The sequence below is a fragment of the Kitasatospora sp. NPDC088548 genome (assembly GCF_044753005.1).
In the GTDB taxonomy this organism is placed as follows: Bacteria; Actinomycetota; Actinomycetes; order Streptomycetales; family Streptomycetaceae; genus Kitasatospora.
The window spans coordinates 88,981-104,579 of the sequence record NZ_JBIVMI010000030.1 but is presented as its reverse complement, the minus strand read 5'-3'; the positions used below and the strand labels follow the sequence as shown (position 1 = coordinate 104,579).

The window sequence follows — 15,599 nt, the reverse complement described above, 5'->3', positions numbered from 1 at the left end:
CCCGCCGTACCGCCGTTTCGGAGAACCAACGTGACCAGCAAGCACCGGGCCGCCGTACTGGGCTCGCCGATCGCCCACTCGCTCTCGCCGGACCTGCACCGGGCCGCCTTCGCGGCGCTCGGGCTGGACGGCTGGCGCTACGACCGGTTCGAGGTGGACGAGGCGGGGCTGCCCGCCTTCGTCGCCGGGCTGGACGAGGCCGAGTGGGCGGGCCTGTCGCTCACCATGCCGCTGAAGCGGGCGGTCATCCCGCTGCTCGACGAGGTGAGCGCGACGGCGCGTTCGGTGGAGGCGGTGAACACGGTGGTGTTCACCGCCGACGGGCGGCGGACCGGGGACAACACCGACGTCCCCGGGCTGGTGAACGCGCTGCGCGAGCGGGGGATCACCGAGGTGCCGGGCGCGGCGGTGCTCGGAGCCGGGGCGACGGCCTCCTCGGCGCTGGCGGCGCTCGCCCAGATCTGCACCGGCGAGGTGACGGTGTACGTGCGCAGCGCGGAGCGGGCGCGGGAGGTGGCCGAGCTGGGCGAGCGGCTGGGTGTCGCCGTGCGGACGGCCGACTGGGAGCGCGGCGCCGAGGCGCTGGCGCACCCGCTCACCGTCTCCACCACCCCGGTCGGGGCCACCGACGGGTTCGCCGAGCGGCTGCCGGCGGACCCCGGGGCGCTGTTCGACGTGCTCTACCACCCCTGGCCGACGGCGCTGGCCGCCGCCTGTGCGGAGCGCGGTGCGACGGTGCTGGGCGGTCTGGACCTGCTGGTCCATCAGGCGGTGCTGCAGAACGAGCAGTTCACCGGTCGTACGCCGGGCCCGCTGGCGGCCATCCGCGCGGCGGGCGAGGCGGCTCTCGCGGTCCGCTGAGGCGCTTCGGACGGTGGCGCGTTGTGCCGGTCCGGCGTTCGGTGCCCGGTTCACGCGTCGTGTCATCCCGGCATGACGTGCCGGGTCGCGTGGCCGCCGCCCGCGGGGCAGGAGGTCGGGCCCGCCGACTTCCTGCTCCCTTTCCCGCTCTCCTTCCTGTTCCCCGCTGGTCACGCCGTGTCCGCGTCCGCCCGTCGGCCGGGCGCCGTCCGTCACGCGGACTCTGCGCCCGGCTCGGCCCGGGGCATGAAAGGATTCAGGGACAAGGCACGCCCGGGCGGGTCGCGGTAGGTCCGTGACCGGTCCGCTGATGAAGGAGCTCCGTTGGGTACGTTGCGCTGGCTGACGGCGGGGGAGTCGCACGGCCCCGCACTCGTCGCGACGCTGGAGGGCCTGCCGGCCGGTGTGCCGGTCACCACGGCCGTGGTCGCCGACGCGCTGGCGCGCCGCCGGCTCGGCTACGGTCGCGGCGCCCGGATGAAGTTCGAGCAGGACGAGGTGACGTTCCTCGGTGGGGTCCGGCACGGGGAGACCATGGGCAGCCCGGTGGCGGTCATGGTCGGCAACACCGAGTGGCCGAAGTGGGAGCAGGTCATGTCGGCCGACCCGGTCGACCCCGAGGTGCTGGCGGGCCTGGCCCGCAACGAGGCGCTGACCCGCCCGCGGCCCGGCCACGCCGACCTCGCCGGGATGCAGAAGTACTCGCTCGACGAGGCCCGCCCGATCCTGGAGCGCGCCAGCGCCCGTGAGACGGCCGCCCGGGTCGCGCTGGGCGCCGTCGCCCGCGCGTACCTCAAGGAGACCTGCGGCATCGAGATCGTCAGCCACGTCGTGGAGCTGGCCGCGGCCAAGGCCCCGGCCGGGGTGCTGCCGCTGCCCTCGGACGAGGCGCGGCTGGACGCCGACCCGGTGCGCTGCCTGGACGCCGACGCGTCGAAGGCGATGGTCGCGGAGATCGACCAGGCCCACAAGGACGGCGACACCCTCGGCGGTGTGGTCGAGGTGCTGGCGTACGGGGTGCCGGTGGGCCTGGGCTCGCACGTGCACTGGGACCGCCGTCTGGACGCGCGGCTGGCCGCCGCGCTGATGGGCATCCAGGCGATCAAGGGCGTCGAGGTCGGCGACGGCTTCGAGCTGGCTCGCGTCCCCGGCTCGCAGGCGCACGACGAGATCGTGCCGACCGCCGAGGGCGTCAAGCGCACCTCCGGCCGCTCCGGCGGCACCGAGGGCGGCCTGTCCACCGGCGAGCTGCTGCGGGTGCGTGCCGCGATGAAGCCGATCGCGACCGTTCCGCGCGCCCTGCAGACCCTGGACGTGCGGACCGGTGAGCCCGCCAAGGCCCACCACCAGCGTTCCGACGTCTGTGCCGTGCCGGCCGCGGGCATCGTCGCCGAGGCGATGGTCGCCCTGGTGCTGGCCGACGCGGTGAACGAGAAGTTCGGTGGCGACCACGTCTCCGAGACCCGCCGCAACGTGCAGAGCTACCTCGACAACCTGATCGTCCGATGACCGCTGAGCGTCCGGCGGATTCCCCGGTCGTCGTGCTGGTCGGCCCGCCCGGCAGTGGCAAGTCCACGGTCGGGCGGGCGCTCGCCGAGCGCCTCGGCGTCGGCTTCCGGGACACCGACACCGACATCGAGCGGCTGGCCGGCAAGCCCATCCCGGAGATCTTCATCGACGAGGGCGAGCCGCACTTCCGCGAGCTGGAGGCACGCGCCGTGCGCGCCGCCGCCGAGGCCCACGGAGGTGTGCTGGCGCTCGGCGGCGGCGCGGTGATGGCCGAGGCCACCCGCGCGCTGCTGCGCGACCTGCCGGTGGTCTTCCTGGAGGTCCCGCTGGCCGACGCGGTCAAGCGGGTCGGCCTGGACGCCCCCCGTCCGCTGCTGGCCGTCAACCCCCGGGCCCGCTGGCGCGAGCTGATGGACGCCCGCCGCCCCCTCTACCTGGAGGTGGCCACCGCCGTCGTCGACACCGCCGGCCGCACGCCCGAGCAGGTCGTGGCCGCCGTACTGGAAGCACTGGAGCTGAAGACCCCCCATGACTGACATCGTCAGGATTCACGTCGGCGGCAGCGCCGGCCACGACCCGTACGACGTGCTGATCGGGCACCAGCTGCTCGGCGAGCTGGCGCCGCTGATCGGCACCCGGGCCAAGCGGGTCGCGATCATCCACCCGGAGGCGCTGACCAGCACCGCCGACGCCGTTCGCGAGGACCTGCTCGGCGAGGGCTACGAGGCGATCGTCCTCCAGGTGCCCAACGCCGAGGACGCGAAGAGCGCCGAGGTGGCCGCCTACTGCTGGTCGGTGCTCGGCCAGACCGGCTTCACCCGCAGTGACGTCGTGGTCGGCCTCGGTGGCGGCGCCACCACCGACCTGGCCGGCTTCGTCGCCGCCACCTGGCTGCGCGGGGTCCGCTGGATCTCGATGCCCACCACGTTGCTCGGCATGGTCGACGCGGCCGTCGGCGGCAAGACCGGCATCAACATCGCCGAGGGCAAGAACATGGTCGGGGCCTTCCACCCGCCGGTCGGCGTGCTGGCGGACCTCGACACCCTGGAGACGGTGCCGAAGCACGACTACGTCTCCGGCCTCGCCGAGGTCGTCAAGTGCGGTTTCATCGCCGACCCGGCCATCCTCGACCTGATCGAGGCCGACCCGGAGGGCGCCAGGACGCCGGCCGGGCCGCACACCGTCGAGCTGATCCGGCGCGCCATCCAGGTCAAGGCCGACGTGGTCTCCGGGGACCTCAAGGAGTCCGGCCTGCGGGAGATCCTCAACTACGGCCACACCCTCGGCCACGCCATCGAGCGCAACGAGCGGTACAAGTGGCGGCACGGCGCCGCGATCTCCATCGGCATGGTCTTCGCCGCCGAACTCGGCCGCCTGGCCGGACGGCTGGACGACGAGACGGCCGACCGGCACCGGACGGTGCTGGCCTCGGTCGGCCTGCCGCTGAGCTACCGCGCGGATGCCTGGCCGAAGCTGCTGGACGCCATGAAGATCGACAAGAAGTCGCGCGGCGACCTGCTGCGCTTCATCGTCCTGGACGGTCTGGGCAAGACCTCCGTCCTGGAGGGCCCCGACCCCTCCCTGCTGGTCGCCGCCTACGCGGAGGTCTCCTCGTGACCCGGGTGCTGGTGCTCAACGGCCCCAACCTCGGCCGGCTCGGCAGCCGCGAGCCGGACGTCTACGGTGCCACCTCCTACGCCGGGCTGGTCGAGCGCTGCACCGCGCTGGGCAAGGAGTTCGGCTTCGAGGTCGAGGTGCACGAGACCAACTCCGAGCAGCAGATGGTGGAGTGGCTGCACGAGGCGGCCGACGGCCGGGTCCCCGTGGTGATCAACCCGGGCGCCTTCACCCACTACTCGTACGCGATGCGCGACGCCGCCGCCCAGCGGACCGCCCCGCTGATCGAGGTGCACATCTCCAACCCGTACGCACGGGAGACCTTCCGGCACACCTCGGTGATCGCCGCGGTCGCCTCCGGCACCATCGCCGGATTCGGCCTCGGCTCGTACGAGCTGGCCCTGCGGGCCCTCGCCGGACAGCTCACCACGGGCTGACGCCTGGTCAGCGGCCCGGCGGCGGACTGTGCCCGCCGCCGGGCCGCCGTGTAATGTCCCCGCTGAAAGAAGTCGGGAGGTGACCGTGACGCAGTACTCCGGGGGTGGACAGGTCCCCCCGCGTCCCGTCGCTCCGCCGGCCCCGCCGTACCCCGGCACCGCCGCCGCCGGGCCCCTGCCGGCTCCCCAGAACCCGCCCCGGACCGGATCCCGGCCCGGGCCGCCGGACGGGCCGCGGCCCGCCGGGGCGCTCCCGCACGGCGGCCCGCCCACCGTTCCGCAGGGCGCGCCGGTGCCGCCCCCCGCCCCGCCCGCGCCCGCCGCCGCGGCTCCCGCCCCGGCCCCCGCGCGGGCGCCTGGCCCCGCGCCGGTGCCGACCGGTGCGACCGGGCACTTCCTGCTGCCCTCCGGATCGCCCGTGCAGCTCCCGGCCCACCCGCCGCAGCGGCACGCGCCCGCCGGCCCGATCGCGGTGCTGCTGATCGGCCCGGCCGGCGCCGGCAAGACCACCGTCGCCCGGCACTGGGCCGAGCGGCGCCCCACGCCCACCGCGCACATCAGCCTCGACGACGTCCGCGAGTGGGTGCAGTCCGGCTTCGCCAACCCGCAGTCCGGCTGGAACAACGCCTCCGAGGCGCAGTACCGGCTGGCCCGGCGGACCTGCGGCTTCGCCTGCCGCAACTACCTGGCCAACGGCATCTCCTGCATCATCGACGACGCCGTCTTCCCCGACCGCCCGGCGATCGGGCTCGGCGGCTGGAAGCGGCACATCGGCCCCGGCATGATCCCGGTCGTGCTGCTGCCCAGCCTCGACTCGGTGCTCACCCGCAACGCCCGGCGCAGCGGCAACCGGCGGCTGGGCGACGAGGAGGTGGCCCGGATCCACGGACGGATGGCCGGCTGGTACAACTCCGGGCTGCCGATCATCGACAACTCCCACCTGGACGTCGCCGCCACCGCCGCCGAGCTGGACCGGGTGATCCTGGCCCGGCTGATGGGCATCCCGGTCCGCTGAGGCGCGGGCGGGAGCGGGGGACGTGACCTGCGGCCCGGCCGGAGTGTCGGTGCCGGCTGCGATGATGGGCCCATCCTGCTGAACCACCCGGGGGAGCTGACGCCCGTGCCGGAAGGCCACATCATCCACCGTCTCGCCGCCGAGAACGCCAAGGCCTTCGGCGCCCGCCCGGTCCGGGTCTCCAGCCCGCAGGGCCGGTTCGCCGACGGCGCCGCACTGATCGACGGCCAACCGCTCGCCGAGGCGCAGGCCGTCGGCAAGCACCTCTTCCTCGGCTTCGAGGAGGGTGCCTGGGTGCACATCCACCTCGGCCTCTACGGCGGATTCACCTTCGGGGAGGGCCCCGCGCCCGAGCCGGTGGGCCTGGTCCGGCTGCGGATGGAGAACGACGACGCCTACGCCGACCTGCGCGGTCCCAACACCTGCGCGCTGATCACCGGGGCCGAGAAGGCCGCCGTCGCGGCCAGGCTCGGGCCCGACCCGCTGCGCGCCGACGCCGACCCGGAGCCGGCCTGGCGGCGGATATCCGCCAGCCGGACGACGGTCGCCGCGCTGCTGATGGACCAGAAGGTGCTGGCCGGCGTCGGCAACGTCTACCGCGCCGAGGTGCTGTTCCGGCTGGGCATCAGCCCGCACCGGGCCGGGCGCGACCTCTCCCGTGCCGAGTGGGACGCGATCTGGGCCGACCTCGTGGCCCTGATGCACGAGGGCGTCGGCGCGGGCCGGATCGACACCGTCCGCCCCGAGCACACGCCCGAGGCGATGGGCCGCCCCCCGCGCGTGGACGACCACGGCGGCGAGGTCTACGTGTACCGCCGTGCCGCCATGCCCTGCCTGGTCTGCGGTACGGAGGTCCGGACGGAGGAGCACGCCGCCCGGAACCTCTTCTGGTGCCCGGCCTGCCAGCAGGTGTAGTCGTCCCGGCCGCCGGGGGAGGGGTGCGGGCGAACCGACGGCCGGCCGGCCTGCCAGCCCGTAGGCTGGGGCCGGGCCGGTCGGAGGGAGCGGGCAGGTGGAGGGCTACGAGAAGGCCAACACCGTGTCGGGCACGGTGTACGGCAATGTGGTGCAGGGCCGGAACGTCGAGGTGCACGTGCACGGGGCGCGGCCGCCGCTCGGGGCGCCGCAGCAGGTCAGGAAGCCCCGCCGGACCTTCGTCAACCGGGCGAAGGAGCTCGCCGCGCTCACCGCGGCGCTCGGCCATCTCGACGGCTCCCGGCCGGTCGTGATCGCCTTCACCGGCCTCGGCGGCGTCGGGAAGACGGAGCTGGTCGCCCAGTTCGCGGCCGGCCACGCCGAGCACTTCCCGGACGGCCAGCTCTACGCCGACCTCGCCGCCCACCGCCACCTGGGCGGGGTGGACCTCGGCGAGATCCTGGCCGGTTTCCTGCGCGGCTTCGGGCTGGAGCCGCACCAGGTACCGGAGACGCTGCCCGAACGGGCCGCGCTGTTCCGGACGGTCACCGCCGACCGCCGGGTCCTGGTGTTCCTGGACAACGTCGACCACGCCGCCGAGGTCCGCACCCTGCTGCCGTCCACCGGGCTGGTGGTCGTCGCGGGCCGGCGGCGGCTGCCCGGGCTCGCGCTGGACGGCGCCGAGGTGCTGCGGCTCGACCCGCTCAGCACGACGGCCGGCACCGAGCTGGTCCGGGGCTGGCTCGGCCCGGGCCGGGGCACCGACCGGGAGCTGGAGGACCTGGTCGAGCTCTGCGGCGGCCTGCCGCTCGCGCTGAACGCGGTCGGCTCCCAGCTGCTCGACCGCAGTGGGCTCCGGGTGGACCGGGTGGTGGCGGAACTCGCGGACAAGGAGCGGAGATTGGCATCACTCGGCAGTGACGAGGGCGCGATCGGCGACGTCCTGGACGCGGTCTACCTCCGGCTGGCCGGCCATACCCGGGACCTCTACCACCTGATCGGGACCGTCCCGGGTCCGCACGTCTCCGTCGAAGTGGCCGAGGCGGTCGGCCTCGAACGAGTGCCGGACGGTCTCGCCGACCTGCTCGCCGCCCACCTGCTGGACGAGGTGGTGGACGACGGCCCGGAGGAGCGCTTCCGCACCCACGACCTCGTCCGGCTGCACGCCCGCGACCGTGCCCGCCGGCAGCCCGGCCGGGCGGAACTGCTGCGCGGGATCGTGGCGTACTACCGCGGCCGGGCCGCGCTGGCGGACCGGGCCGTGCTCGGTGACCGGCTGCGGCTCCAGGAGCCCGGTGGCGCGGAGCTGCCCGGCTTCGCCTCACGCGCCGAGGCGATGGAGTGGCTCCAGGCCGAACGGGCCAATCTGCTCGGCGCGGTCCGCGCGGCCGCGGAACAGCGCTGGCACGGCGAGGTGTGGCGGCTCTGCGAGTCGCTCTGGCCGCTGTACCACGGCCGCGGGCTCTACGACGACTGGACCGAGTCCCACCTGCTGGGCGTCGAGGCGGCCCAGTGGGACAACCGCCCGGACGCCGGGATCCGGATGCGCAACCAGCTCGCCCGGGCCTACCACGGGCGCAAGGAGTACCCGCGCGCGGCCGAGCAGTTGGCCGCGGCGTCCGCACTGCTCCCGCTGGTGGACGAGCCGCGGCTGGCCGGCCTGGTCCGTGAGACCGACGGGCTGCTCTGCCTCGCCGACGGCCGTCCGGAGCGGGCGGTGGAGCTGTTCACCCTGGCCCGGGAGGCCAACGAGGGCGACCCGCACGGGGTGGTGGTGCAGAGCTACCACCTCGGGCAGGCACTGATCGCGGCGGGCCGCCCCGAACAGGCGCTGGCCGTTCTCGACGAGGCGACCGCGACGGCCGGGCGGACGGCGGACTCCCCGATGCTGATGCGGCTGTCGCTCGTCCGGGCCCGCGCCCACCGGGCCCTGGGCCGGCTGGACCGGGCCGTCGTCCACGCGGGCGAGAGCGCCGACCGGGCCTTCGCCCTGGGCCAGGCGGCCAAGGAGGGCGAGGCGCACACGCTGCTCGTCGAGCTGGCGGACGAACTCGGTGACACCGGGCTGGCCGACCGCAGCCGGGCCCGGCTGCGGCGGCTTCGGGGCGAAGCCCAGGCGTTCTGACCCAGGGCTACGGCCGGCCGGTCGGAGGGCCTGCGGGGGGTGGGGCGTCGCCCCGCTCGGCCCCGGCGCCGGTCCGGCCGGGGGAGTCGGAGCCGTGGGCGCCGTCGTGGGCGGTCCGCCGGAAGTGCCGCGCGGCGAACTCGCCGAACCGGCGGGCGGCCTCGGTGCGGTAGGAGTCGCCGTCGCGGACCAGCCGCAGCTCCCGCCGGCAGCCGGGGGCCGCCAGCCGTACCCAGGCGACGGAGCCCCGGGGGCCCGAGCCGCGCGCCATCGCGGGCAGCAGCGCGGCCCCCAGGCCGGCCGCGACCAGCTCCAGTACGGCGCCCGGCTCGTCGCCCTCGCAGGCGACCACCGGCCGCACACCCGCCTCGGCGAAGAGCCGGTCGGCGAGCACCCGCTGCCAGTGGCCCGGGCGCGGGGTGACGAACAGTTCGCCGTCCAGCTCGGTCACCGCGACCTGCTCCCGCCCCGCCAGCCGGTGGCCGACGGGCACCGCCAGCAGCACCTCCTCGCGCAGCAGGACCACGGAGCTCAGGGCGGGTCCCGCCAGCGGCTGGGAGGCGAAACAGAGGTCCACCTCGCGGTCGCGGAGCTGACGGACCATCACATCGGCGGCGGACTGGCGCAGCCGGACCTCGACGTCCGGGTGAGCCGTCCGGAAGCGGGCGAGCACCCCGGCGAGGGTCAGCAGGGTCTCGGTGGCCACCGTCACGGTGCCGCCGGCGCCATCTGCGGCATCCGCCAACTCCCTTCGGCCGTCGTCGAGTTCGCGCAGTGCCCGGTCGACCCGCCGGAGGAAGGCCGCGCCGTGGCGGTTGAGGTGGATCCGGCGGCCCCTGCGGTCGAAGAGCGGAACACCCAGCTCGGTCTCCAGCCGGGCGATCATCCGGCTCACCGAGGGCTGGGCGACGCGCAGTTCCTCGGCCGCCCGGCTGACGTGCTCGTGGCGCGCTACGACCTGGAAACAGCGCAGCGCCAGCAGGTCCATCCGCCGCCCCCCCCGGGTCGGGCCGTTCCTCATAACCCGCAGGACATCATCTTATGCCGCATCAGGTCTTGGATCCGGCGAGCCGGGCACCCATAGCCTCCAGGAGGGGCCGCCGCGACCGGCCGGTGTCCCGACTCCACCACGGACCGACCCGCACTACGGACCGACCCGCACCACGGACCGACCCGCACCCCGCCCGCGCCGGACGCCCTGCCGAAGGAGGCCCCCGCCGTGTCCGAGAACCCGGCACCGCCGTACGAGAGTTACGTCGAACGCATCCTCGACGCCCTCCGTCGCTCCCCCGAGCACACCGCGCTGATCACCGCCGAGGGGCGCGCGGTCCCGGCCGGGGAGCTCCACGAAGCCGTCCTGCTCAGTGCCGCCGCCCTGGCGGAGCACGGCGTGCGCCGCGGCAGCACCGTCTCGCTGCTCGTCGGCGACCGCCCCGAGGCGCTGGTCGCGCGGTATGCGGCCAATCTCCTCGGCGCCCGGGTCGTCTCGCTCGGCCTCGGCTCGGCCCCCGGGACACAGGCGGCCATCGTGGACAGCGTCGGTACCGCCGCGCTGCTCGTCGACCCGGACCTGCGGACGGCGGGCGAGGCGCTGCTCGCGCTGGTCCGGGTACCGGCCGTGCTCACGCTGGACTCCGCCCCCACCGACTGGCACCCGGCGGCGGTGGCGGGTTCGGCGCTCCGCCCGGGCCGGACCGGGACGGCCACCGGGACCACCGCCGGGCCGAAGGGCGCCGCGCAGGCCGAGGACGACTGGTGCATCCGCTTCACCGGCGGCACCACCGGCATCCCCAAGGGCATCCGGATGGCACACGGCCCGTACGGCCGGCTGCTGGTCTCGCACGCCGCCCGCCTCGCGCCCTCCCCGCCGCCCCGCTTCCTCGCCTGCACCGCCCTCGCCCATATGGCCGGAATCGTCGCCGACGCCACGCTGCTCGCCGGGGGCACCGTCGTGCTGCGGTCCGGCTTCGACCCGCTCGACGTCATCACCGCCCTCGAACGGGAGCGGATCACCGACCTCTGGCTCCTGCCGCCGCTGCTGTACGAACTCCTGGACCACCCGGCCCTGGCCACCGCGGACCTGTCCGCCCTGCGCCGGGTCTTCTACGGCGGCACCCCCGCCTCCGCCGAGCGGCTGCACCGGGCGGCGGAGCTCCTCGGCCCAGTCCTGTACGGCTGGTACGGCCAGACCGAGGCCGGCAACATCACCGAGGTCCTGCCGCACGAGCACGGGGTGACCGGGCCGGACGGCCGGATCACGGTCGGCCGGGCGCAGGAGGGCGTCGAGATCGAGATCCGCGACCCGCGGGGCGCGGTGCTGCCCACCGGCCGCAACGGGGAGATCCACGTCCGGACGCCCATGCTCATGAGCGGCTACTGGCGCAGGCCCGACCTCACCGCGCAGGTGCTGCGGGACGGCTGGATCAGCACCGGGGACGTGGGGCACCTCGACGGCGACGGCTTCCTCCACCTCGTCGACCGGCTGAAGGAGATGGTCATCGTGGTGGGAGGCCACGTCTACCCGGCGGAGGTGGAGCAGGTGCTGCTCGCCCACCCCGCCGTCGCCCAGTGCGCGGCGTTCGGGACACGGCGGGCGGACGGGGGCGAGGAGCTCCAGGCGGCCGTCGTCCCGGCGGCCGGCCACCGGCTGGACCGGGAGCTGGTCCGGGGGTTCGTCACCGAACGGCTGGGCTCGATGTACGCGCCCGCCGCCGTGCACGTCCTCGACCGGCTGCCGCTGACCGAGGCGGGCAAGCCCGACCGGAAGCTGCTGCGGGCCACGCTCGGCCCGGACCACGGACAACCGGACCAGGGATAAATGGTCGGCGGGTCGAAGGGAGGGCGCGCTAGCATCCGGTGCCGATCAAGGAGAAGGACGTACACATGGGTGAGGACCAGCGGACCGGGACGCGGCTGGAGCTGTCGTACCGACCGACCGCGGAGGATTTCCGGGAGGCGCTGACCGCCCGGGCGAAGATCTCCGCCACGGGCCGGCGGACCCGTTGGCTGCTGACCGTGGCGGCGGTGTGCGCGGTGGTCGGCTCCGTCCTGTCCGTGACGTCGGGCGAGGGCATCAGCTCCTCACTCGTCGTGATGCTCCTCGTCACCCTGCTTCTGCTCGCCCTGCCGTGGCTCCAGGCGCGGCAGTTCCACCGCCTGACGGAGGGCAAGGGGGAGTACCGGGCCGTCGTCGACGACTCCGGCGTCACCGTCAGCACCGAGCAGTCGTCGAGCACCCTCACCTGGCAGGCCGCGCCGCGCTTCGTCGAGACGCCCCGGCTCTTCGTCCTGCTGAGCGGTGACCGGAACGCTTCCTGCCTCACGCTGCTGCCCAAGCGGGGCATCGCCGAGGGCACCGACGTCGACCGGCTCCGCGCCGTCCTGGACCGGCACCTGTCCAGGGCCGGGAAGCCCTAGCTGTTCTGACCCGGGCGGCGGGTGAACGCGACCCGGGTGCGGCGGTCGCCGGTGCGGACGGTGAGGCCGTGTTCCGGCAGGTCGGCCGGGTCGCCGCCGTCGGCGAGCCAGAGGGCGACGGCGGCGCCGAGCAGGAGGGGGTCGAGGTGCGGTGTGGCCGCACCCCAGGGGCGTTCGGCGTGGGCCTCCAGCAGCAGGCCGCCGCGGAGCCGCAGCAGATGGCGGGCCTTGCCGAGAGCGGCCACGGCCACGCCGAGGCCGGGCAGTTGGGCCGCGGTGTCGGCGAGCCAGCGCTCGGCGGGCAGTTCGGCGCGGACTTCGGTACGGGCCATCACCTCGGCGCTGTGACGCAGCGCGAGCGTCGGCTCCTCGGCGCTGACCGCGTAGCTGCCCCGGGCCTCGCGGTGGTCCGGGCCGACCGGGTAGCGCCGCAGGCGGACCTCGGTGCCCCGGCGCTCCCCTTCGACGTCGTACGCCGTCGGGCCGGGCAGGGCCGTGGGCAGCGGGACCGGTCGCGGGTACGGCGGCTGGCGAGGTTCGTCGTCCGGTTCGTCCACCTGCCGCAGATAGGAGTAGAGCAGCGGGCGCAGCAGCCGGGCGGACTGGCCCTGCCGGCCGAGCGAGCGGTCGGTGATCGGGCGCAGCGCGGCCCGGTCCGGCTTCGCCAGGGCCTGTTCCAGCTGGGTGAGCAGGTCGCCGTCGGGGTCGAGCGGCGGCGCGGCCTGGCCGAAGGCGTAGGTGGGGGAGCGGGGGTCGAGTTCGTCGGCGCCGGTGGCGACGAGCAGGGTGTGGCGTTCCAGGGCGGCGCCGTAGAAGGAGACCGAGCCGTGGTCGCCGATCAGGCAGTCGGCCGCGACGAGGGCGGCCTGCCAGCCCTGGTCGGGCGGGACGAGCCGCAGTCCGGACCGTTCGGCGGTGGCGAGCAGCGCCGCGGGGTCGTGCCGGGCCCAGATGTTGGGGTGCAGGACGACGGCGACGGTGTACTCGTCGGCGGGGAGCCGGCCGACCAGACGCAGCGGCAGGTCGGGGTGGCGTCCGAACAGGGAGTGCTCGCTCCAGGTCGAGTTGACGACGACGAGGCGGCGGCCGTCCACGGCGCCCAGCGCGGCGCGGTACCCGTCCCGGCCGTCCAGGCTGCGCAGCATCCGGTCGAAGCACGGGTCGCCGACCACGCGTGCGCGGGGCAGGGCCTCGGGGCAGGAGATCCGCAGCCGGTCGAGCTGCTCCTCGTGGGAGAGGCCGATCACCGCGGGGAACACCCGCCCCCAGTGGGTGAGTTCGCGGCGGGAGAGGCCGGCGGCGGAGACGGTGTCGCCGGTGGACTGGGTGACCAGGCGGTTGTAGCCGGCACCGTGCGGCAGCACGATCAGCGGGGCTTTCAGCCGGGCCATCGAGCGGTGCACCGCGCAGGCGACCGCGAGGTCGAACCGCCGCCGGGTGGCCTCGCGCCAGTCCAGCACGGTGATGCCGGTGAGGCCGGCGAGGAAGCCGTCGAGCCCGGTGGCGAACGCGGAGCCGGGGTTGACGGTGAGGTAGAGGTGGATGCCGTCCTGGCCGCGCAGCAGGGTGAGCACGTCCAGTACCCGGGTGGCGGAGGTGAGGGTGCGGGCGACCGCCAGCACGCGGGCCCTGACGGGCCGGGTGTCCCAGCGGTCGTCATCGGGCCAGGCGCGGGCCTGCGGGCGGAACGGCACACGAAGATCGTACTGAACCGCCCCTGGCCGGGGGCGGTTGTCCGGCTGTCCCCGAGGGACGGTCAGCCGGCGGCCGCGGAGGGCTCGTGGTGCTCGGCGGCGGCACACGAGTCCAGCAGGGGGCGCATGCCGTCGTCCACGAGCCGGTAGCGCACCACGCGGCCGTCCTTGTCGCCGCTGACCACGCCGGCCGTGCGCAGCAGGCGCAGGGCCTGGGAGACGGCCGGGTCACGCATGCCGGTGGCGACCGCGAGGTCGGTGACGGCGAGCGGGCCTGCCCGGTGCAGGGCGAGCAGCAGGGCGAGCCGCCCGGGGTCGGCGAGCAGCGAGAACCGCTCGGCCCAGGACCGGACGTGCGCGGTGTCGCCGATCGCGGCGATGGCCTCGCAGACCCGGTGTCCGTCGATGGTGCGGTGGCCCGCGCGGTCGGCCGGTACGAGATGCATGGCCCCATTCTTGCAGTCCGCGTCCTGTGATTCTGAACACCTGCGCAGGTGCGCAGCCTTGCAAGGGTGTCCCACGGGCCCTACGGTGTTCCCCGCCGTGGTGCTCGGGAATACCGGTGACGGATCCTCAGGGATCCCAGTCCGGAGCGGCCCTCGCCACTGTGATCGGGGGGAGTCGTCCGTACCCACGACGCCACTGGGCGCCTCGCGCGCCTGGGAAGGCGGGTACGGAAGCCCCGTAAGCCAGGAGACCGGCCACGGCATCTCACGAAGCCATTCCACGAGGTGCTGGAGCGTGATCCGAAGATGACCCTGCCCGAAACCGCCACCCCGGCGACACCGCCGGTGTTGCCCACTTTCCGTTGGAAACGCCAGGACACCATCCGCACGGCCGGGCTGATGGGGGTGATCCTGGCCATGCACGTGGCGGCGTTCGGGACGCTCATATTCCTGGTGGCACCGCACGAGTACACGGTCGGCACCCAGGTCTTCGGTGTGGGCCTGGGGATCACCGCCTACACCCTCGGCATGCGGCACGCCTTCGACGCCGACCACATCGCGGTGATCGACAACACCACCCGCAAGCTGATGGCGGACGGCAAGCGGCCGGTCTCCGTGGGCTTCTGGTTCGCGCTCGGGCACTCCTCGATGGTGGTGCTGATGGCCGCCCTGGTGGCGGGCGGGGCGCAGCTGGCCAACACGCTGATGGACGACGACTCCACCACCCACAAGTGGCTGGGCGTGGTCGGCACCACCGCCTCCGGTGCCTTCCTCTACCTGATCGGCGCGCTCAACCTGGCCGCCCTGCTCGGCATCCTGAAGGTGTTCCGGTCGATGCGGGCCGGCCGGTACGACGAGGCTGAGCTGGAGGAGCACCTCAACGCGCGCGGCTTCCTCGCCCGGGTGCTGAACCGGGCGACCCGCTCGATCACCCGGCCCGGCCAGATGTTCCCGGTGGGCATGGTGCTCGGCCTCGGCTTCGACACCGCGACCGAGGTGACCCTGATGGTGATGGCCGGCTCCGGCGCGGCGGCCGGTCTGCCCTGGTACGCGATCATCTGCCTGCCGCTGCTGTTCGCGGCGGGGATGAGCCTGTTCGACACGCTGGACGGGACGTTCATGAATTTCGCGTACCAGTGGGCGTTCGCCAATCCGGTGCGCAAGGTGTACTACAACCTGACCATCACTGGGCTGTCGATCGCGGTGGCGTTCATCATCGGCACCATCGAGCTGGTCGGGGTGCTGCACGAGAAGCTGGACCTCACCGACCCGGTCAGCGGGTGGATCGCCGACCTCTCGCTGGACAACGTCGGCTATGTGATCGTCGGCCTGTTCGTGGTGGTCTGGGTCGCGGCGATCGCCTACTGGCGGCTGGCCGGGGTGGAGCGGCGCTGGTCCCCGCAGACCCAGCACGCGGGTGCCCGGCCGACGCCGGCCGGGGAGGCCGCCGAGACCACGGAGGCCACGGAGGCCAAGGCCTGAGCCGGGCGCGGCCCGGCCCCGGCCCCGGCCCGGTCGGGCCCGCCCGACGGGCGGATCGGGGCGGCGCTCCGTAGGCTCGAC

General features: G+C 74.6%; 14 protein-coding genes and 1 riboswitch. Of the genes, 11 read left to right on the top strand and 3 right to left on the bottom strand.

Annotated features, from left to right (window positions below):
* Positions 1 to 30 precede the first annotated feature (30 nt).
* The 8 genes from ACIP82_RS30980 (at position 31) to ACIP82_RS30945 (ending at position 8,479) form a co-directional block, all read left to right on the top strand.
* Positions 31 to 861, top strand: coding sequence for a shikimate dehydrogenase (locus ACIP82_RS30980; RefSeq protein WP_400658246.1), 831 nt, complete (start codon positions 31 to 33; stop codon positions 859 to 861).
* A 324-nt stretch (positions 862 to 1,185) separates the two neighbouring features.
* Positions 1,186 to 2,370 carry a chorismate synthase gene (aroC, locus tag ACIP82_RS30975; RefSeq protein WP_363610492.1) on the top strand — a complete coding sequence of 395 codons (1,185 nt, stop codon included), beginning with the start codon at positions 1,186 to 1,188 and terminating at the stop codon, positions 2,368 to 2,370.
* Positions 2,367 to 2,906 (top strand): shikimate kinase, encoded by a 540-nt coding sequence (locus tag ACIP82_RS30970; protein WP_363610490.1) that lies wholly within the window; start codon positions 2,367 to 2,369, stop codon positions 2,904 to 2,906. Before aroC ends, ACIP82_RS30970 begins: the two co-directional genes overlap by 4 nt.
* Positions 2,899 to 3,987, top strand: a complete 1,089-nt coding sequence (gene aroB, locus ACIP82_RS30965) for a 3-dehydroquinate synthase (protein WP_363610488.1) — start codon at positions 2,899 to 2,901, stop codon at positions 3,985 to 3,987. The genes ACIP82_RS30970 and aroB overlap by 8 nt, the downstream gene beginning before the upstream one ends.
* Complete coding sequence (aroQ, locus tag ACIP82_RS30960) at positions 3,984 to 4,424, top strand: type II 3-dehydroquinate dehydratase (RefSeq protein ID WP_363610486.1); 441 nt, start codon at positions 3,984 to 3,986, stop codon at positions 4,422 to 4,424. The genes aroB and aroQ overlap by 4 nt, the downstream gene beginning before the upstream one ends.
* An 85-nt stretch (positions 4,425 to 4,509) precedes the next feature.
* Positions 4,510 to 5,439, top strand: coding sequence for an AAA family ATPase (locus ACIP82_RS30955; RefSeq protein ID WP_400658271.1), 930 nt, complete (start codon positions 4,510 to 4,512; stop codon positions 5,437 to 5,439).
* Positions 5,440 to 5,544: 105 nt separating this feature from the next.
* The gene (locus tag ACIP82_RS30950) at positions 5,545 to 6,354 is read left to right on the top strand and encodes an Fpg/Nei family DNA glycosylase (protein ID WP_400658242.1); all 810 of its coding nucleotides are present in this window, start codon (positions 5,545 to 5,547) and stop codon (positions 6,352 to 6,354) included.
* A gap of 97 nt (positions 6,355 to 6,451) precedes the next feature.
* A complete protein-coding gene (locus ACIP82_RS30945) occupies positions 6,452 to 8,479 on the top strand; it encodes a regulator (protein WP_400658240.1) in 2,028 nt (675 codons plus the stop codon).
* A gap of 7 nt (positions 8,480 to 8,486) precedes the next feature.
* On the opposite strand, the gene ACIP82_RS30940 is transcribed toward ACIP82_RS30945, so the two are convergent.
* Positions 8,487 to 9,467, bottom strand: a complete 981-nt coding sequence (locus ACIP82_RS30940) for a LysR family transcriptional regulator (RefSeq protein WP_400658238.1) — start codon at positions 9,465 to 9,467, stop codon at positions 8,487 to 8,489.
* Between the two features lie 231 nt (positions 9,468 to 9,698).
* Between ACIP82_RS30940 and ACIP82_RS30935 the strand changes: the two genes are divergently transcribed.
* Positions 9,699 to 11,297 (top strand): AMP-binding protein, encoded by a 1,599-nt coding sequence (locus ACIP82_RS30935; RefSeq protein WP_400658236.1) that lies wholly within the window; start codon positions 9,699 to 9,701, stop codon positions 11,295 to 11,297.
* 65 nt (positions 11,298 to 11,362) lie between these two features.
* Complete coding sequence (locus ACIP82_RS30930) at positions 11,363 to 11,896, top strand: YcxB family protein (RefSeq protein WP_400658234.1); 534 nt, start codon at positions 11,363 to 11,365, stop codon at positions 11,894 to 11,896.
* On the opposite strand, the gene ACIP82_RS30925 is transcribed toward ACIP82_RS30930, so the two are convergent.
* The gene (locus tag ACIP82_RS30925; protein WP_400658232.1) at positions 11,893 to 13,590 is read right to left on the bottom strand and encodes a hypothetical protein; all 1,698 of its coding nucleotides are present in this window, start codon (positions 13,588 to 13,590) and stop codon (positions 11,893 to 11,895) included. The two genes, ACIP82_RS30930 and ACIP82_RS30925, sit on opposite strands and share 4 nt — an antisense overlap.
* 62 nt (positions 13,591 to 13,652) lie before the next feature.
* The gene (locus ACIP82_RS30920) at positions 13,653 to 14,036 is read right to left on the bottom strand and encodes a metalloregulator ArsR/SmtB family transcription factor (protein WP_363610470.1); all 384 of its coding nucleotides are present in this window, start codon (positions 14,034 to 14,036) and stop codon (positions 13,653 to 13,655) included.
* An 81-nt stretch (positions 14,037 to 14,117) separates the two neighbouring features.
* Positions 14,118 to 14,311: riboswitch (cobalamin riboswitch) on the top strand.
* 31 nt (positions 14,312 to 14,342) lie between these two features.
* Here ACIP82_RS30920 and ACIP82_RS30915 point away from each other — a divergent pair.
* Positions 14,343 to 15,518, top strand: coding sequence for a HoxN/HupN/NixA family nickel/cobalt transporter (locus tag ACIP82_RS30915; RefSeq protein ID WP_363610468.1), 1,176 nt, complete (start codon positions 14,343 to 14,345; stop codon positions 15,516 to 15,518).
* Positions 15,519 to 15,599: the final 81 nt, after the last annotated feature.